Genomic DNA, 19,053 nt, shown 5'->3' with positions numbered 1-19,053 from the left:
CTGTTTAACCCGTTCGGCGGCGGAACAACCAGGTCGCCGCCAGCAGGCTCGCGGCAGCGATAAGCGCCATGGGCCAGATGTGGGAGAAATAGAGCCAAAGGGGCGCTTCACGAAGATACACCGCTTTGCTGATGACTATGAAGTGGGTGATCGGCGTGGCGGCGGCAAGGCCCTGCAACCAGTCGGGCATGTTTTCTACCGGCGTGGCATAGCCCGAAATGAGCACAGCCGGGACCATATACATGAACAGCCCGATAATCGCCTGCTGCTGGGTCTTGGCGAGCGATGAGATAAACAGGCCGATACCGACTATTGCAGCGAGATAGACAACCATTCCGAAGAAAAGCAGGGCGAGAGAACCGCGGATCGGTACGTTGAGAAACAGCATCCCCAGAACCAGCATCGCACTTGCGCTCGTCAGCGCAATCAGGAGAGCCGGCACGCTTTTGCCGATCAGGATCTCGAAGGGGCGCAGCGGCGACACCAGCAATTGCTCGAAGGTACCGAGCTCGCGCTCGCGGGCGATCGACAGCGCGGACACCATGAAACCGACCACGGCTACGAGGACGGCAAAGAGCGCGGGCACGGCCGACCAGAGCGGCTCGAGATTGGGATTGAACCAGGTCCTCTGGACAAGACGCACAGGTGCTGTCGCGCGCAGTCTATAGAGCCGCTCCTGATTATAGGCTTCGACGACCCGACTGCTGTATCCCAGCAGGATCTGAGCGGTGTTGGATCTGCGGCCATCGAGGATGAGCTGAACCTCGGCACTTTCGCCGCGCTCGAGACGGCGCGAGAAGTCTTCGCCAACACGCAGGACCAGCGTCGCACGGCGTGCGTCGATTGTCGGCGCGATATCCGCGCCTGCTCGCAAATGGATAATCTCATCGAATACTTCGGCACCCTCGAAGCGGCTGATAAGCTCGACCGAGGCATTGCCGTGGTCCTGGTTGTAGACCGCCAGGGTGACGTCCGATACTTCCTGCGTAATCGCAAAGGCGTAGATAAGGAGCAGGAAGGGCGGCGAAAACAGCACCACCCAACGGGTTTGCGGGTCCCGCGCGCTTGCCAGAAGCTCCTTCACTATCAAGGCGTAGATGCGTTGCCACATGGTCTCAGTCGAGCCGGGTGCGTGTGAACAGAGCGCAGATCGCGAAGATCACAATCGCGAAGATGGCAAGGGCAGCGAGGTCGGGCAGCAGAACCGCCCAGACATTGCCAGCAAGAAACTGCGTCTGCAGAGTCGAGACGAGAAAGCGCGCCGGGATCGCGTAGCTGAAGAGCTGGAGCGCCAGTGGCATGCTGTCGAGCTCAAAAACGAAATTGGAAAAGTAGAACGCGGGCAGAAAGGCAAGCATCACCGCGACCTGCGCTGCCACGAGCTGGTTGCGGGTGAGCGTCGAAATGAGCAGTCCTTGGCCCAGCGAGCACAGCATGAAGAGTGCGGCTGCGAGCGAGAGCGCGAGAAACGATCCGCGGAAGGGAACACCGAAAAACGCCACGGCCACAAACACGGACAGCATGAACGAGCCGAGGCCCAGCACGAAATAGGGCACAAGCTTGCCCAGCAGCAGTTCGAGCGGACCGACAGGGGTCGCAAGGAGCGCTTCCATAGTGCCGCGCTCCCATTCGCGGGCAACCACAAGCGCAGTGAGCAAGGCGCCGATTATGGTGAGAATGATCGCCACCGAGCCGGGGACCAGATAGTTGCGGCTCGAAATCTCGGCGTTAAACCAGACACGCGGCTCAATCGAGACGAGAGGCGCGAGCGGCGGTTGCCCGCGATCGAGCCATTCCTGCTCGAGCCAATTGATAACGAGCAATTCAATATAGGAGCCAACCAGTCCGGCTGTGTTTGGATCACCCCCATCGACCAGGATCTGGATCGGCGCCGCCTCTCCGCGGAGCGTGATTGCGCTGAAATTCTGTGGCAGGATGATGATCGCATCGAGCTCGCCCGCGGCCATGAGGGTTTCGAAGTCCTTTCGCACAGGCGCTGTTTCAATCTCGAAATAGCGCGTGTTGCGCAGCGACGCGACAAAGCTCTCCGTCTCTCCGGTCGGCTGTTCGACCACAACGCCGACCGAGAACTGCCGGGGGTCGAACGAAACCGCATAACCGAACAGGAAGATCAGCATGATCGGCAATAGGCCGGCAATCATGAGTGTGCTCGGGTCCCGAATAGCCTGCCGGGTTTCCTTGCGCATGATCGCTGCGAAACGCGAAAACCTCATGGCGCGTTTACCGCTTCGTTCTCTTCGACGAGAGCGATGAATGCATCCTCAAAGGTCGGGTTGGGCAAGGTCGAGGAGGCCGCCTGCGCCTTGAGTTCGGCGGGAGTTCCCAAAGCGATCATCTGCCCGCGATATATGAGCGCAGCGCGGTCGCAATACTCCGCTTCGTCGAGAAAATGTGTCGTCACGATGACGGTTACGCCGTTCGTGACCATTGCGTTGATATGGGCCCAGAATTCACGGCGCGTACGCGGATCGACACCCGAGGTCGGCTCGTCGAGAAAAAGGACGTCAGGCTCGTGCATGACGGCGCAGGCGAGTGACAGACGCTGCTTGAACCCAAGCGGGAGCTGACCGGAATTCTCATCGAGCTTGTCCGTGAGGGCGAAGCTTTCGACCATACGCGCAATCATGGTACGCTGCCGCACTCCGGTAAGGCCGTAAACACGTGCGAAGAACCGCAGATTCTGCAACGTGCTGAGATCGCCATACAGCGAAAATTTTTGCGCCATGTATCCGAGACGAGCCCGTGCCTCGCTCGCGGCAGTACGCAAATCGACACCGGCAATACGAGCCTCACCGCTGGTCGGCTTGAGAAGGCCGGAGAGCATTTTGAATGTAGTCGACTTGCCCGCGCCATTGGGTCCGATAAGCCCAAACACTTCACCTCGACGCACATCGAAACTGATTTCGGACGCCGCAGTGAAGGAGCCGAACATCCGCGTTAGTCCGCGCGCCTCTACGGCAATCGCTGTATCGTGGCTGCGCTCCGATCCACCGGCGAAGGGCGACTCGGCGCGAAACCCGCCGCCGATGAGATCGATGAACGCGTCCTCGAAACGCGGCGCGACACGCTTCAGCCGAGCGCTATCCCCCGCGCCGATCGAAGCCGGTGAGGGGGCGTGCGCGTTCTCATTGATCAACAGCCTGACGTCGCTGGCCTGGATTGTTCCATCCATCACAGCTTCGTGTTGGCGAGCGTTATTCAAAACGTAGCGCCGATCGCCCTCGATGCCCTCGATCATAAACACCCGGCCATCGACACGCGCGGCTAGGTCAGCCGGCCGACCGTCGAAGATGAGATCGCCCTCGCTCAACACGAGCACAGTCTCGCATTTCTCGGCCTCATCGAGGTAGGCGGTTGCCCAAACGACCGTGATCCCTTCGTCGGTCAGTCGGCTTACCATTCGCCAGAGTTCGCGCCGCGAAATAGGGTCTACGCCGACGCTTGGCTCGTCCAGCAACAGGAGTTCAGGTGTCACAACGAGAGCGCAGGCGAGCCCGAGCTTTTGCTTCATGCCGCCCGACAAGGCGCCCGCCAATCTGCCGGTAAATGGCGCTAGGCCGGTAAAATCGAGAAGCCGCTCGAATGTCGCCTTGCGCGCTGATCCAACCAGTCCGCGCAGATCTGCGTAGAGATTGAGATTTTCCTCCACGCTCAGATCCTCGTAGAGGCCGAAACGTTGCGGCATATAGGCAATGCGCGCGCGCACCTCCTTCGCGTTGGCGACGGGATCGAAACCTCCCACGTCGATCCCGCCTTCATCGGCGCGCAGCAGTCCGGCGATCAAGCGCAAGAAGGTTGTCTTCCCCGAGCCATCGGGCCCCACCAGCCCGACGATGTGGCCCGATCTGATCTGTGTACTAACACTGCGCAATGCCGGTTCGGCTTGCTTGGGGAACCGTTTGGTCAGGCCTTCGATGGTTACCAGGGCCACCACCCGTCAACGCCCGCGGGCGACGGGACGGACGATCACGGAGACCGGCATGCCCTGCTTCAGGATTCCGTCTTGATCTTCGGTACGCACACGCACCCGGTAGACAAGGCTGGTGCGTTGTTCGCGGGTCTCAACGGACTTGGGTGTAAACTCGGCTGTCGGTGAGATGTAGGCAATGCGGCCGGGAAATTCGCGGCCAGCCTCGGTCAACACTGTCGCGGGGGTACCGATCTCGACGCGCTCGAGGTCGGGTTCCTCGATATAGGCCCGGATCCACATGGGCGAGGTGTGTGCGAGTGTGAATACGGTTTCGCCCGGCCCCACGATGGCTCCAGCCTCGCGTGCGCGCGTCAGGATGATCCCGTCAGCGGGCGCGTAAAGGTTCGCGTCTACTAGGCGTTGCCGGGCGAGTGCAGCGGCAGCTCGCTCGGCTCCAAGCGCCGCGCGTCCTTGCCGGATTTCTTCGCGTCGGGGTCCCTCGCGGACAAGCGAGAGTTCTTCGAGTGCCGCCTGCCGCTGAGCGGCCGCGCGATCGCGCTGAGAGCGCGCCTCGTCCCGGGTCTGCCATGAGGCAAAGCCCTTCCCGGCGAGGTGTTCGACCCTGTCCAGGGTTGCCTGGGCAACGCTCAGCGCGGACTCCGCTTCTGCAACCCGCGCTCTCGCCCGCTCGATCTCCTCCGGCCTGCTGCCCGATTCGAGAGCGGCGAGCGCTGCGGAGCGTTGGCTGGCACGCGCTTCGGCAAGCGCGATCTCGTTCTTATAATCCTGAGGTTCAAGCGAGGCCAAAAGATCGCCAGCTTCAACCCTATCTCCCTCATCGAACGCCAATCGGTCGATCCTGCCTGGAACCTTGAACGCCAGATTGACCTGACGAATATCGACATTTCCATTGAGTACCAGATGACCTTCTCGCTCATGCCGATCAGGCTGCATCAGCCAGATTGTCGCTGCCGAAGCGGCTAGCAATACGAGCAGGCCAATGCCGATGTAGACCTTCTGTCTGGATCTCATGATTCGCCTCCGGTCCTAGCGGCACTAGGTTCCAGCAGGCCCAGGAGTTCGAACTCGGTGCAATGCCCTGCCAGCGACACGCTCGGTGCGTTCGGCGCGACAAAAACGGCGTAGTGCATTGCCCGCTCGATCACTCCGACAAGAAGCCAAGCAATGAGTCGCGCCGGGAGATTCTTCACCAGGCCGAGCTGTTGGGCATCTTCGAGATACCGCGCGAGCGCGTCAGCACCTTGCTCGAAATGTCGATTGATATGAGCGCGCTGCTCGGGCGGAAGCGCATAGGCCTCACGCAAGACCAGCCTGGTCAGAATATCATGCTTGCGGCCATACCGAATGATGGTCATCCAGATCTCCTCAACCTCGGCTGATAGATGCTCTCCAGTTTGCAGCCGCTTGGCGGGATGGCGGGCAATGGTCTCCTCAATCAGTCCTGCAAAGAATTCATCGATAAGCGCGACAAACAGCGACGGCTTGTTTTCAAAATGCAGGTAAAAGGTCCCCTGCGCTACCCCTGCATTCGCGACGATGTCGGCGACGCGGGTTGCCGTAAATCCGTGCTGAGTGAACAGCTCGGCCGCGGCAGCTTTCAATTTTCCGGCGATATCATCGGCCATTTGAACACCTCGATATGACTGACGCATCAGTCAGCGAGATATTACATATCTGCATGATCCTTTTTCGGCGTAGCTTTATGCTTGCTCTGAAGCGTAGGATGTTCATTCGCAGGCCCGCCCCGCGTCCAGACCGAGGACACTGTGTAACCGGGACCGCTTATCCCTTGATGTTTGCCGGGGCCGGGGTGGAAGAAGCCCGGCGTGCGCGAAATCCGACAATCAGTGTCAGCAACGTGATCAACTGCGCGCCGGTCGTCTCCACAGTCGGAAAAAAGCCGAGTTCGGCGAGGCGCGGCAAGCCGGAAATGAAGGTGGCGGAAAGAAGTCCGGAATCCTGGAACGCGCCCACACCCTTGCCGGTCAGGATGATCGCGAGCGCTGCGATCAGGATCGCGCTGTACTTGAAAAATTGCGTGATCGGAAGCTTGCGGCTGTAGCGCAGCATAAACCATGCAAGAGCCGACAGGACGGCGAGAGCCGACACGGCCCCTGCAAGTATCACCGAACTGCTATCAGGGGTCCAGAGGGCAGCATAGAACAGGATCGTTTCAAAGGCTTCGCGATAGACGACGACAAAGGCGAGCCCGAAGAGAAACCATGCCGATCGCCTGGAGAGAGCCTTCCCCATCTTCTGCTGAATATAGCGTCGCCATTCATCTGCCTGGCTCTTGCCGTGCATCCAGATCCCGACGGAAATGAGGATGACCGCCGCCAACAGCGCACCGAATCCTTCGGTGAGCTCGCGGCTCGCTCCGCTAATAGCGACGAAGTAGGTCGCGGCCACCCAGGTGGCGACGCCTGCCAGCAGCGCGGCGATCCAGCCGCCATGAACGTAGGCGATTACTTCGCCGCGATCCGATTTGCGAACGAAGGCGATCATGGCAATCACCACGAGAAGTGCCTCTATCCCCTCGCGCAGCAGGATCGTGAAGGCACCCAGAAAAGTGGAGATGTCGCTGGCTGCTTCGGGCGCGAGAGCGACATCCGCTTGCTCAAGCAGCCTCGCGGCGAAAGCGTGTCGTTCGCGCAATCGCGAGACAGGCACGTTGCGCTCGATATCTGAACGATATTGGCTGAGCGCTTGCTCGATCTGCCGCATGAGATCACCATCGCGCGTCGCGAGAATACCCTCGACCGGTTCGAAGCCGTCAAGATAGGCCGACAGAGCTAGTCGGCGCGCCTCTGCGCGTTCGCCCCGCCCGTAGGCGGCGAGACTTTGCTGCAGGGTCTGCCGCGCAAGATCGAGCGAGCCGTTCTCGCTTCTCTGGCTGACAACTCCGGGATTTGATCGCAGGTATGCCATGACGGCCAATGCCCGGTTCTCTCCGATCGCGTCGGCGAGCTCTGCGGGCGTGATGGCCGCAAGTGTCTCGAGATCGGGTATCAGACGCCGCACCCGGTCATCTTCGCGCCAGATTTTCTCCCCGCGTTCGAGATCCTCGAATGCGATGCCGCCTGCATGAAATGCGAGGGCCCAACGATCGGCTTCCGGAAGTGTGGCGAAGCTGGGCATCGACGTGCCCTCAAGGCCCTGAGTTATAACCTGATAGAGACCGAAGAGGCTGCGCTGGCGCGCGCGGTTATCATCGGTAAAATCGATCGGTGGAGGCTCGAGCGTCATGCTGGCTGCCGGAGGGGAACTGCCCGAAGCACCGTGACACGAGGCGCAGTTTTGCGCAAAGAGCGCCGCTGCGCGAGACAGATCCGGCGGGCTTCGGGGAGCCAGCGGAACCGGGTACGCCTCCAACAGCGATCCCCCCAAGGCACGGGCCAGCCGGGAAACGCGCTCGACCGGGGCTTTCTTCTCAATCGCCTGGCGCAGCTCGACAGACATCGCGAAGAGACCGGGCTTGGCCGAAGCATCGGGAAGCGCGGCTACTTGTTCGCCGACGGTCGAAGAAAATTCGACCATTTCGCTGTATTCGAAATCGTCGATGACCTGCCCGTTCGACACCGCTGCGGAGTAATCGACAGCAATGTAGTCGAGAAGGCGCCAGGTCGTGCGCACCTCTGCGCCCTCCGCGCGCGCTACGCCGGACAGGCTTAGAAGGAGGGAGATGATGAAGACCCTTAGCACCATGTGCGGCGATGGAATGGAAACAGACATCCGAACCCTTCTCAGGCTATGCAATTAAGTCGCAATATCAAATAAACTACTTCTCATGTCCGACGCAACCGGCGGCTGTGCTTTAGACCGTTCATGCTGCCCTGAGCTCGCGCCTCGCTTGGACGAACACGTCGGCACTTCCCCAGATCGCCAAGCTTGCCAGGATTCCGGCAACAGCAAGATCAGGCCATGCCGCCCCCGTCCCGAAAACACCGACCGCGGCCGCTAGCACCGCGACGTTTCCGATCGCGTCGTTGCGCGAACAGATCCATACCGAGCGCATATTCGCGTCCCCGGTTCGATACCGAAAGAGCATCGCCGCGACCGCGAGATTTACTGCGAGCGCCAGGAAACCGACGATGCCCATCGTTCCGGCATCCGGAGATGCGCCGGCGAAGAGGCCCCAGATCGCCGAGCCCAGGACCCAAAGACCAAAGCCCAGCATGGTCGCCGCCTTCGCGAGCGCCGCGCGCGCCCGCCATGCAATCGCCATTCCGGCAACTCCGAGACTGATGGCATAATTGGCCGAATCGCCCAGAAAATCGAGTGCATCGGCCTGTAGCGCGCGCGAATCGGCGGCAATCCCGGCCACGATTTCGACTGCAAACATGATGGCGTTGAGACCAAGGGCCACCCACAGGACCTTGCGCCATCTCGGATCGTTATGGACATCGCCGACATCGGCAGCATCGCAACAATTCTTCGCCATCCACTCGCCTCCTCGTTTCGAAACGGCCTATTCACCTTGTAGCCACTATAAGGTCAAGCGATTGGAGCTGATGGTATGAGAATTGGTGAAGTCGCACGGAAAACTGGCGTCAAAGCCGAGACGATCCGCTTCTACGAGCGCGAAGGCATTCTAAGTCCCCCGCCCCGAACTCGGTCTAACTATCGCGATTACGGGCCTGGCGAGGCGGCGAGATTGATCTTCATTCGCCGGGCGCGCGACCTCGGATTTTCGATGCCGGATATCCGCGAACTGCTCGAGCTCTCGAAAGAGGATGATCGATCCTGCGCTGAGGTTGATTCCTTGGCGCGCGCGCATCTTGGTCAGGTAGAAAGCAAGATTGCCGCCCTGCAGGTCATGCGCGATGAACTCTCGCGCATGATTGCGAGCTGCGAACAAGACAGGGTGAGCGACTGCAGGATCATTGATGCTCTGGTCGGCCAAACGACACGAGGTGGCACCTGAGAACTGTATGAGAGCGGCACTCGCATACTAATGTCTGTTGGCCCGTCGCAGCGATGCCATTCGTATGCTTGACGGTCGTGAGCCCTATCGTTCTGGATTTGGGGCTACGCGCAGCAGTGACCATGACCAGCGCCCGATCACGATTGCACCCACCAACCCCATTGCCGCGTCCATCCAAGCCCAGCCGAGGTACATGCCGGCGAGAAGGGCCACGATAGCCAGGACCGAAGTCAGGGCATCGGCAAGCACGTGGAAATAGGCGGAGCGCAGATTGTTGTCGGCATGCGCATGGTCGTGGTGATGATGATGGTCGTGATCATGCCCATGGTGATGATCGGCACCAAGCAGCCAGGCACTCGCGAGGTTCACCACGAGGCCGAGCACGGCGATCCAGATAGCCTCGGTATAGGCAATCGTGAGCGGACTGACGAACCTTTGAGCCGATTCAACCGCGATCCCGATTGCGAAGATGGCGAGGACAAGCGCGCTCGCGAAGCCGGCGAGGTCGCCCACCTTGCCGGTACCGAATGTGAAACGCGGGTTGTTCGCATGGCGCTTGGCAAACCAGTAGGCGAAGGCCGCGACGCCCAAGGCACCTGCATGGGTCGCCATGTGGATACCATCGGCGAGAAGAGCCATCGATCCGGTCCACAGGCCCGCAACAATTTCGACCACCATCATCACGGCGGTCAACGCAACGACATAGCGCGTGCGCCGCTCATGCGCGTCGTGCGAGGCGCTCAGGAAGTTGTGATCATGGGCGAGCGCGGAGCACGCGACGTGGGCACCCGGGATAAATCTCGCTCTTAAACACAGACCTCATGCGGATGTCGGTGGATAAGCCAATGCGCGAAGAGTCAGACGAGGTGCTAAGCGGCGAGGCCAAGGGGACGATAATCGCGATGGACCCCGACGCGAGCACTGCCGCCATGAAGCGTGGCACCGTTCCCAAGATCGGTTGGCCAGCGATGAGCGCTGGTGACCGATGAGCAAGCCCTGGGGAAATTGAGCGCAGTGAGGGGAAGGCCTCTGAATTTCGTACTGGAAGAAATAGCGGCGTCATTTCGGCGGTGGCGCCGCTGAAGGACGATAGTTGGGAGGGCTGATGTGCGCAGGTGCCGGTTCTTTCACAAGGGGGTGAACATGCCAGGCGTTGAAAAGCCAATTTCTCAAGATCGAGGCGAGCCTCCCAAGAGCCCTGGCCTCACCGCTTCGGGGTTAGGGGTGCCACCCCCGGTGGCTTGCGCAGCGCCAAAAGCGCTTTCGCTCGATGACCTACGCGGACCCCACCCCCTTACCATACCTTCGCCGCAGGCCGGCATGATCGACCGGAGCGAGCGGGCTCCTCGCATCGCCCTAACATCCAGTGAGGAGGAAGATCATGTTTGAATTCGACAAATCCAATAAGGAGAACCGCCCACCTTCGCCACCAAACAAGCCCGTGCGAGCTCCGGTTCGTGCGCAGCATCGTAGTCAGTTGCTTTGGGGAGAGCATTGCACCGAATGCGCCGCGCCAGATTGCTACGAAAGCTGCTCGCTCTACGACCCACGGCCCGATGGCCGCTGTCGACGGTTTGAGTTCGGAGCATTGCCCAATCGACACTTCCCTTCGGCGGGCAGTGCCGCCGCCGAGATCAAGTTCAGACGATGGGCGCGTCTTATGGCGAAGGGGAATACGTTGCTGCTTCCCAGTTGGCTGGCAACCGCGGCTGAGTGGCTGATCTTACGAACGTCGCCCATCTTGGACGCAATCGGATCGCTCGCAGCAAGAGTTTCGGGGGATCGCCGCTGGTCGTACCTTGGATACCATGTCTGGGACAGAATGACCGGGATTGCCGCCAGATTTCAAACCGAGCGCCCCTATGCGCTTGCGATCGAAATATTCAATCCGAACGACCGGATCGTGGAACTGGTGCTGCAAATCTCGGTTGATCGAAGCCGGATGCTCCCGCGACGCGAGGAGCATAAACTACCCTTGCCGTTCTACGAAACGCTCCGCATTCCTTCCGGACACTTTTCTCAGATCATCCCTGGGGAAAAATTCGCTCCAATCGCTTCTTCGGGACTACCATTCGAAATCGCGATCGAGCCACTTCAGGAAGATACTCATCTGGTCTTCCTGACATTAGATCTAATCGCGCAACCCAAAAAGATCGACGAACAGAAACTGGGGCAGGATCTGCCCGTCAAATGTGTCATATTCGATCTCGACGAGACGTTATGGAAAGGCACGTTGGTCGAAGGCGACGTCCAGCTGAAGAGCGGGATCGCGCACCTTTTTGAGGTGCTCGACCACAAAGGAATTCTGATTTCGGTGGTAAGCAAGAATGATCCGGCTGCGGCCGAGGAACAGCTTCGGGCCTTTGGCCTGAATCAATATGTGCTGAAATCGCAAGTTGGCTGGCGCCCCAAGTCGGAAGGTGTGAAGGCAATAGCGGACCAGCTCAATATCGGGACCGATGCGCTGCTTCTAATCGATGACAGTCCTTTCGAGCGGGCCGAGGTCGAACGTGCCGTGACCGGCGTCAGAACCTTGTCGGAAAAGGCGCTGGACGACTTGCTTGACGACCCTCGACTGGCCGGCGCCGCAACGAGCGAGTCGAAGGAGCGGCGCCGCTTATACAAGGAAGCGGAAACGCGGAAGGAAGCATCCACATCCTTCGATGGAAACTACGACGATTTTCTCCGCTCTTGCGAAATTCGTTTGACGATACGGACCAATGAGTTGCGTGACACAGAGCGTATTCAAGAGCTCGTCCAGCGAACTAACCAGCTAAATTTCTCCGGCCACAAATACTCAAATCGTGAAGTAGCACTGCTTCTGGATGACCCCACCTTAGTTCGCCATGTAATAGAATGCTCCGACCGCTATGGTAGTTATGGAGTGGTCGGCTTTTGTCTTACACGCCTTGAAGGCAAGGTGCTGCGCATCGAAGACCTGATGCTCTCATGCCGCGTACAGGGGAAGCAGATCGAACGTGCTCTGCTATCCCACTTAACAAACAGCAATGGCCATATGCTTGACGCTGTAGAGATCGCTTTCCACCAAACCAAGCGGAATGGACCGGCTAATGCGGTCCTCGACGACTTGGGCTTCGAACCCACAACAAATGAGGTTCGCCGCATCACAATGACGCCCGGAATGTTCGACACCGACATCGTAACGATCGAATATCATCAGCCGGGGCCGACAGGCGATCTAGCGTAGCGTACTGAAAGAGCCGTTTTTGTACCAAGTCATGAAGCGATTGATCGCGAACCATCCAATTCCGACCGATATGAACAGTTCTTTGAATTCGGTAGCGTTGGGTATTTCGATCATTCGCTGACCGAGCGTGAGGAAGATCGACTGGCCCGCAAGGATCCCGAAGGCTAAGAATCCGAAAAGGCATGCCTCACCTCTGTCTCCGCGCAGGCGGGCAGCATTCCCGAACGCAAGCAGGACGAGCAAAGTGGCGAATGCGGTCACCTGAATGGGTATCAGGTTCCAGTGTCCGTAATTGAACATTGCCGTCGGCGCACTGATGGCGGCGACGCTGCGCGCTGGTAAGAAACCAAGCAATGCGTCGAGTGCTGCGACGCCAGGCCTTACAGTTTCCCGCAACAGGGGAAACAGGCACAGAAATATCCCGGCACCGGTATAGTAAACGGTTTCCGACAGGTCCGTATGGATATTGTGGAGATTGAATTCTCCCTGCCAATTGATCTCCTCGATTGCAGCCGGCGTGTCGAAATCGGCGATGCGCTGCATCCATGAAATCTCCTCCATGCCGATCAGGAAGAAGAGTAGAGCGAACCCGCTGGCAATCAACACCGGGACGTGTCTCAGCCGCCCGCCCTTTAGATTTCGAGCTCGTATCAGAGTCTCGACCGCGAATAGGCAGCCCGCGCCGAGCGTGAGGATTGCTGACAGCCATTCCGCCGCGCTGTCTTCCTCGGCCATGGCACGGAACGTTTCGGGATCGGCGAGAAAAACCGCCGTTAGACCTAACCCTGTAAGCATCGCGGCGAGCGCGAGGGTCCGCTGGGTAATTGTCAACCGCCCACGGCAAAGCGCAGTATCCGCCGCCCCCAATATAAGCACGCTGACCAACGTTCCCGCAATTGCCAAGGCGAACAATGAACGAAGCAGGAAATACGTCGTGAAGACCGGTGGCTCCTCCCTGACCGGGTAGAGGCCGAGAGCGAGAAACTCGTAGGCCGTCAGGGCAGACCACGAGAGAATCGACGCGAGCGCAATGGCCAGAAACCACGCCAAATATTTTACGGTTCCAAGGTTGCGTAGTCTGCCAATCATCTCAGACTCGTCTCTAGCGATTGATCGGGTTACGAGAGACACATAATACATTCCAAACTGTGAAGGTTTTGCAAAACGGCCATCCACTGAAACACGAGAGATACGCCTTCTCCCGACTTATCAGCAGGTTAGCGCTGCCCGGCATCACGTATAAGGCGAATACTAGAAAGCCGATAACACTCTTCGTTCCGGCATTCGGTCGATACATCAGCGCGCTCACATCTTAATCAGGTAGTACATAAGATTGCCGCCCTGCAGATCATGCGCGATGAACTTTCGCGCATGATCGCAAGCTGTGAACACGATACCATCAGCGACTGCAGGATAATCGATACTTTTGCCGCTTCGCAGGGCCCCTGATTGCAGGAGCAGCTCACGACAGTCAGCGCCTGCGGACTCCATTTTCACGTAGCACCGAGGGAGTACGATGCTTGGGGACAAGCGCATTGTCGCAGTCTTGCGCTCGGCACGCCAGGAAGATCGCGTGTCCAATTGCGAATCGTTCGGCAAGAAGGATTCGCAGCTGAACCTTGAGGTCTTAGATAGCATCGAGCGAGGTTGATGTTAGGACGACGTGCGTCTCCAGCGCACGATGATGCTCGCCAAGGTTCCAGACATGAACGTGGTGGACGCTCTCGATACCTCTCTGATTTTCGAGAAAGGCAACGATCCGATCGAACTCCAGCTCGTCGGGTACTGCGCCCATCAGGAGGCGTACAGTTCGTGGAAGAAGGGTTACACCTTGCCAGATCACGTAGCCGGCGATGATCACGGTTATGACAAGGTCCGCCACGTAGAGTTCGTAAAGCAAGATCAGGGCACCGGCCACGATCACTCCGACCGATGCCATCGCGTCCGACACGTTGTGCAGGAACGCCGCTTTCATGTTGATGCTGTCCTTGGCACCGCGGTGCGTGATGAAGGCGGTGGCGAGGTCGATCACCAGAGCGACGCCTGCGACCCAGATCACGGTCCATCCCTCGACTGGCTGCGGATCTGCGAACCGATTGATCGCCTCCACAAAGAGGTAAAAGCCGATGATAAGCAATGTGGTAAGGTTGATCAGCGCGGCGACAACCTCCCCCTGCGCGTAACCGAAGGTCATCAGCTTGTCGGCCCGAACCCAGGCAAGGCCATATTCGATCGCGACCTTTTCTGCGGCTTCTTCCATGGCCTTGTGTGCGAGGTCCTCGAGCAGCGCGACATCGATCCAGCTTTCGCTGGCATCGTCGTCGAACAGTTCGCGTTCGATCCGGCCACCCGCAGTGAGGTAGGCATCGCGTCCGACGAGAACCGCTCGCGGATCGGAGCCACGAACAGTTGCGTCGAGCACCATGCGGCGGATCGTGTCAGGCGTGATCTGGTACCAGGCGTCCTGCAGCTCGGCATAGACATGCGCTTGGCGCTCCACGTCGGAGATCGCGCCGTAGGCTTTGGCCATGTCGAGCGTAATCGTGCCTTCGGCGAGCGCTTCGAAGACGCAGGGTGCGAGACTTGCTAAGCGCAGACGCCCTTCGACGAATCGGACGGTGAGGCCGAAGCGGCGCGCCACGTCTTCGGTGGTAGCGCCTGCCTCGATGATCGCCGCGAAAGCCTGCGCTTCGTCGGCCGGGTTCATCGCGAGACGCTGGAAGTTCTCGGCAAGGCTGGCCTCGCGAACTTCGCTTTCCTCGCCTTCGATGACGAGGCAGGTGACCTCATGGCTTTCGGACAAGGGGCCCTCTTCGGCCAGTGCCTGCAGCGCGGCGAGACGCCGGCCGCCGGCCTCGACCTCGAACTTGCCGCGCTTTCCTTTGCGCACGACGAGGTTCTGCAGCAGACCGCGCGCACCAATGTCTGCCCGCAGCTGGAGGTCAGCCAGCACATCGCTCGACTTGCGAACGTTGCGCGGGCTCGGGACGAGCTTCTTCAAGGGAATCGACTGGATCATGGGTGTTCTCCTGATGGAATGAAGGCGCAGGTGAGGATCACGAGGCCCACAAGCCCAAAGGGCTCCCTCCACTCTCTTCAATGGCTGTGGCGACCATCTATACGACCGGGATGGGGCGATCAGGGATCGGCTGAGATCCGTCCATGAGAGCAGTTGTTCTCGATGCGCGAACTCATCCGCAGGCCAGTCAGCACCGGGCACAGGCAGATTAGTCGCCCGGACTTAAGGAAGGACGTGATCAGGCTCTGACGCTACGCGACACGGGAACTTGTCGATTCATTCAGTCACACGGAGGGGAGGAGAGGAAGGGAAACTAGGGCGCAATCGGAGGCAGCGCTCAGATTCATTCGGACCCTGACCTCTTTGGCGGAGCCTATGCCTGTCCGCTGCTGAGCAAGCGCTCTTCGAGAAGCGTCCGAAAATCCCGACGCGCATCAGCAATTACGAACACGGTCACCTGACCGGGTGCTGGCTCAGGCTGATACCCGTAGATGATGCGGAACGGAAAGCGCGACAATTGCCGAAAGTCGGTGATCCCGAGAGCCTCAAGTTCCGGTGGAACCGGTCCTTTCTCAGGATTGTTCACAAGGGAGCCGATAGACGCGACAAGGTCATCGAGCAGTGCGTCCGCACCATCGTCGCCATCCGGCCCGCGCTGCGTCAGGCGGCGCTGCCAGATACCCACCAGATCGCGCTCCGCACCGGAGGTGATCTCGATCGCTACAGCGGCCGCCATCATTCAGTTTGACTTACCTCGTACGCGATCCGCGAGGCCTGCCACCGGGCGGGTCCGACCGGCGGCAACATCGGCCTGTCCGAGCGCCAGAAGTTTAAGCAGAGCGAGCGTTTCTTGTGCGCGCTCGTAGCTGGCGACATCCTGCAGAACTGCCTTGGCTTCGCCATTCTGCGTGATGACCATTGGCCCGGCGCCATCTCCAATCTCCCGGATAATTTCTGCACTGTGGGCCTTCAGATAGCTGATCGGTTTGATGCGCTGGTCCAGTTTCATAGAACACCTTAGGACTGAATTTGGTCTCCATATAGACCCGATTTGGGCAAATGAGAAGTTCAAGACTTGATTGCGATGCTTTGGAGGGTCTCGCTTGCTCTCGGCGTCGGGACAAACAGCCGCGTGCGGTAGCGAATGATCTCGGTGAAGCAGCCCTTGTTCTTGTACCAGTCGAGGCGATCCGGCGAGAATCCGGTCAGTTCAAGGCGCTGTTCGCCGCCAACCAGCGAACGCTTCACTGTGAGTGGATCGTGGCTTGCGAGGCCCAACGGTTTGCCGCTGGCGAGGACGAGTTCGCCGATCTGGTCCGGCGCCGGACCGGTAACTCCGGAGAGGCCAAAGGTCTCAGCGATCGCAGCGAGATCGATATCGAGCACTTCGCGGCCGATGATCGACTGACCGTCCTCGGCAACGAGCCGGGTGACGCGGACATGATCGCCCGGCAGACGTTTCCACACCGGGAGCAGCAGCCCGGTGGCGAGATGCACGCGCTCGGTCACCGGTGACTTGGCCGCTCGCTCTTCCTCGGCACGCCAGGCCCTCGTGAATGCGGTGACGCCAATTTCTTCCCAGTGGCTTTCAGCGAGTGCCTCGATTGTCCAGTTCGCGGAGTTGAGCGGGCGCAGAAGGCGTCGGCGTTCGATCACGGCCCCGTCGTCGGTGATGAGACGGCGGGTCGGAACCGACAGCGCGACCTTGCCCGAGCGCGCATTGCGCATCGGGATCGCGTGCGAACTGCCAATCTCGTGCATCCGCACTAGGCGCTTCAATCGCAGAGGCCGAAGGTGCCTCGTCACTTCGAGCGAGACGAGACGGGTCTCGGCACCGATCACAGGGTCTGTGCGCAGGAGTTCATCGGCGAAAATTGTGAAGTGATCGACTCTCACGGTTTCCAGTCCCTGGTCGAGCGTTCCGGCCTCGCGCGCGCTTCGACGAGACCAAGGTATTCGTCGAAGATCGCGTTCTGGAGCGCGATCGGCAGCGCGAGAATGCGGTTGAGCCAGCGCTGGATCGTGGGGAGATTGTCGGTCAGTCCGCCATCAGGGTTTTCAAGGCGCAGCCCGGTCCTTTCAACGAAGTTGCCGAAGCTCGTGGCCTCGAGTTTGCCGTCATAGAGCAGCTGGAACCAGCGGCTGAGCGCGTCGCGTGCATAGTCGCTTTCGAGATTGTCTGCCGGGTCGAACAGGTTCTGTCCGCCGGTCTGGCGCTGGCCGCGCGTGAGCGCGCCCAATGCGTCGAGCCTTCGCGCAATGGTCGAGATGAACCGGCGCTCGCCTTTTACATCAGTGGTAACCGGCCGGAACAGCGGGGCCGAGGCCTGATTGGTGCGGTTCGTTCGACCAAGACCCTGGATGGCGTTGTCGGCGCGCCAGCCCGGCTCGAGCAGAAAATGGACCCGGCGCTGCTGGTTCCGGCAGCCAAGGTCGGCATGGTAGGATCGCCCCGTGCCGCCCGCATCCGAGAAGACCAGGATACGTTTGGTCCCTTCCATGAAGCTCTGCGCTTCGGCGACATTGGCACTGGGACTACGCCGTTCGAGACGTTGTTGACCATCGCGGCCCGATACCAGCCTGCGGGTCCGGCCCGTAACCTCGGCGACGGCCTCGGTCCCGAAATGCTCGATGATCGCGTCTAGCGCAGTGGCGATGGGCGGCAGCGCACAGAGCTGCTCGATCAGCGCGTCGCGCGCGGCGATGGCGCGCGGGCAGAAAACGGGATTGCCCTCCTCGTCACTCATCGCCTCGGAGCGAAGATTGCCATCGTCGTCGGCGAAGACCTGCATCAATCGCACCGGAAAGCTCTTGGCGAGGTAGTCGATGACATACTCGCGCGGGGACAGATCGATATCGAGCGCTTCGCGTTCTTCCACGCTAAGGTCGGCAAGGCGCCGGTCGAGCATGGCCTCGGCGGTCGAGACCAGCTGCACGACAACCGAATGATCTTCGCCAAGCGCCGCGTCCATCGCGGGGATGAGGCTCGGCAGTTTCATCGAGAGCAGGAGCTGGGCAAAGAAGCGCTGCTTGGTGCCTTCGAAAATCGACAGCGCCGCAGCCTTGGCGTTCCGATTGAGCGTATCGCCGCTGTCCTCGTCGACCACGCGGGTTGCTTCGAGCGCAGCTTCGAGGTTGCGGTGAATGATTGCCCAAGCATCGGCATAGGCATCGTAGATCCGCACCTGTGCTTCGGTCAGGCTGTGTTCGAGGATTTCGTGCTCGACCCCGGCGAAGGACAACGCACGGGCGAGATAGAGGCCCTGGGCCTTGAGGTCGCGGGCGACAAGCTCCATCGCCGCGACGCCGCCGGCGCGAATTTCGGTCATGAACGCTTCGTGGGTCGGAAAGGCGGTCTCGGGTCCCCAAAGGCCGAGCCGGGAGGTGTAACCGAGATTGGCGATATCCGAGGCACCTGTGGCAGACGCGTAGAGCACGCGGGCGCGCGGGAGATGGTTCTGCAGCCTGAGGCCCGCCATCCCCTGTTCGGAGCCCTTGACCTTGCCGCGGGCCGACGAGCCGCCGAGAGCATTGGCCATGGCGTGGGCTTCGTCGAAAGCGATCACGCCGTCGAAATCCTCGCCCGCCCAGGCAAGGATCTGGTCGAGCCGCGTATCCTCGGCGCGGCCCGAGCGCAGCGTCGGATAGGTGACGAAGAGAATGCCTTCGGACATCGTTACGGGCTGGCCGAGTTTCCAGCGCGAGAGCGGCTGGAGATCGAGCGGCAGCCCGCCAAGCGCTTCCCAGTCGCGGCGTGCATCTTCGAGCAGCGCCTCGTTCTTGGTGATCCAGACATGTCGGCGCTCGATTGCGAGCCAGCGATCCATGATGACCGCGGCGATCTGCCGTCCTTTGCCCGCTCCGGTTCCGTCGCCGAGGAAGAAGCCTTGGCGGTAGGAGTGTCCGTCCTCGGAGAGTTCCAGCGAGGTGCCTTCCTGGCTCACCTTGAA

General features: G+C 60.1%; 14 protein-coding genes and 2 pseudogenes. 3 read left to right on the top strand and 13 right to left on the bottom strand.

Annotation, left to right across the window (positions count from 1 at the left end):
• Positions 1-4: 4 nt before the first annotated feature.
• The 7 genes from ABJ205_RS01875 to ABJ205_RS01845 all read right to left on the bottom strand — a co-directional run bounded on the left by ABJ205_RS01875 (position 5) and on the right by ABJ205_RS01845 (position 8,393).
• Positions 5-1,111 carry an ABC transporter permease gene (locus ABJ205_RS01875; RefSeq protein ID WP_253520462.1) on the bottom strand — a complete coding sequence of 369 codons (1,107 nt, stop codon included), beginning with the start codon at positions 1,109-1,111 and terminating at the stop codon, positions 5-7.
• Between the two features lie 4 nt (positions 1,112-1,115).
• Positions 1,116-2,234: an ABC transporter permease gene (locus ABJ205_RS01870; RefSeq protein ID WP_348035474.1), complete on the bottom strand. Its 1,119-nt coding sequence runs from the start codon at positions 2,232-2,234 to the stop codon at positions 1,116-1,118.
• Complete coding sequence (locus ABJ205_RS01865; RefSeq protein WP_348035472.1) at positions 2,231-3,952, bottom strand: ATP-binding cassette domain-containing protein; 1,722 nt, start codon at positions 3,950-3,952, stop codon at positions 2,231-2,233. Before ABJ205_RS01865 ends, ABJ205_RS01870 begins: the two co-directional genes overlap by 4 nt.
• Before the next feature lie 6 nt (positions 3,953-3,958).
• Positions 3,959-4,963 carry an efflux RND transporter periplasmic adaptor subunit gene (locus ABJ205_RS01860; RefSeq protein ID WP_348035470.1) on the bottom strand — a complete coding sequence of 335 codons (1,005 nt, stop codon included), beginning with the start codon at positions 4,961-4,963 and terminating at the stop codon, positions 3,959-3,961.
• Positions 4,960-5,577, bottom strand: a complete 618-nt coding sequence (locus ABJ205_RS01855; RefSeq protein WP_253520471.1) for a TetR/AcrR family transcriptional regulator — start codon at positions 5,575-5,577, stop codon at positions 4,960-4,962. Before ABJ205_RS01855 ends, ABJ205_RS01860 begins: the two co-directional genes overlap by 4 nt.
• Positions 5,578-5,734: 157 nt before the next feature.
• Positions 5,735-7,684: an FTR1 family protein gene (locus ABJ205_RS01850; RefSeq protein WP_348035467.1), complete on the bottom strand. Its 1,950-nt coding sequence runs from the start codon at positions 7,682-7,684 to the stop codon at positions 5,735-5,737.
• A 91-nt stretch (positions 7,685-7,775) separates the two neighbouring features.
• A complete protein-coding gene (locus tag ABJ205_RS01845; RefSeq protein ID WP_047822057.1) occupies positions 7,776-8,393 on the bottom strand; it encodes a cation transporter in 618 nt (205 codons plus the stop codon).
• A gap of 75 nt (positions 8,394-8,468) precedes the next feature.
• On the opposite strand from ABJ205_RS01845, the gene ABJ205_RS01840 reads away from it, so the two are divergent.
• Positions 8,469-8,876: a helix-turn-helix domain-containing protein gene (locus tag ABJ205_RS01840; RefSeq protein WP_253520473.1), complete on the top strand. Its 408-nt coding sequence runs from the start codon at positions 8,469-8,471 to the stop codon at positions 8,874-8,876.
• Positions 8,877-8,984: 108 nt separating this feature from the next.
• Here the strand turns inward: ABJ205_RS01840 and dmeF are convergent.
• Positions 8,985-9,671 (bottom strand): annotated as a pseudogene (gene dmeF, locus ABJ205_RS01835) (CDF family Co(II)/Ni(II) efflux transporter DmeF); the annotation flags it as partial.
• Between the two features lie 50 nt (positions 9,672-9,721).
• Between dmeF and ABJ205_RS01830 the strand changes: the two are divergent.
• Positions 9,722-9,865 (top strand): copper-binding protein, encoded by a 144-nt coding sequence (locus ABJ205_RS01830; protein WP_253520476.1) that lies wholly within the window; start codon positions 9,722-9,724, stop codon positions 9,863-9,865.
• 392 nt (positions 9,866-10,257) lie between these two features.
• A complete protein-coding gene (locus ABJ205_RS01825; protein ID WP_348035464.1) occupies positions 10,258-12,084 on the top strand; it encodes an HAD-IIIC family phosphatase in 1,827 nt (608 codons plus the stop codon).
• Here the strand turns inward: ABJ205_RS01825 and ABJ205_RS01820 are convergent.
• The 5 genes and pseudogenes from ABJ205_RS01820 to ABJ205_RS01800 form a co-directional block, all read right to left on the bottom strand.
• Complete coding sequence (locus ABJ205_RS01820) at positions 12,076-13,173, bottom strand: hypothetical protein (protein WP_253520480.1); 1,098 nt, start codon at positions 13,171-13,173, stop codon at positions 12,076-12,078. The two genes, ABJ205_RS01825 and ABJ205_RS01820, sit on opposite strands and share 9 nt — an antisense overlap.
• Positions 13,174-13,711: 538 nt before the next feature.
• On the bottom strand, positions 13,712-15,103 hold the full coding sequence (locus ABJ205_RS01815; RefSeq protein WP_348035460.1) for a cation diffusion facilitator family transporter: 1,392 nt from the start codon (positions 15,101-15,103) through the stop codon (positions 13,712-13,714).
• A 373-nt stretch (positions 15,104-15,476) separates the two neighbouring features.
• Positions 15,477-15,842, bottom strand: a complete 366-nt coding sequence (locus ABJ205_RS01810; RefSeq protein ID WP_010240557.1) for a type II toxin-antitoxin system RelE/ParE family toxin — start codon at positions 15,840-15,842, stop codon at positions 15,477-15,479.
• Positions 15,843-16,112, bottom strand: coding sequence for a type II toxin-antitoxin system Phd/YefM family antitoxin (locus ABJ205_RS01805; RefSeq protein ID WP_010240558.1), 270 nt, complete (start codon positions 16,110-16,112; stop codon positions 15,843-15,845). It lies immediately after the preceding gene.
• Positions 16,113-16,171: 59 nt separating this feature from the next.
• A pseudogene (locus tag ABJ205_RS01800) lies at positions 16,172-19,053 on the bottom strand (strawberry notch family protein); the annotation flags it as partial.

The organism is Erythrobacter sp. (assembly GCF_039988855.1).
In the GTDB taxonomy this organism is placed as follows: Bacteria; Pseudomonadota; Alphaproteobacteria; order Sphingomonadales; family Sphingomonadaceae; genus Erythrobacter.
The sequence above is the reverse complement of the archived record's forward strand: the minus strand, read 5'-3'. Positions and strand labels throughout refer to the sequence as shown.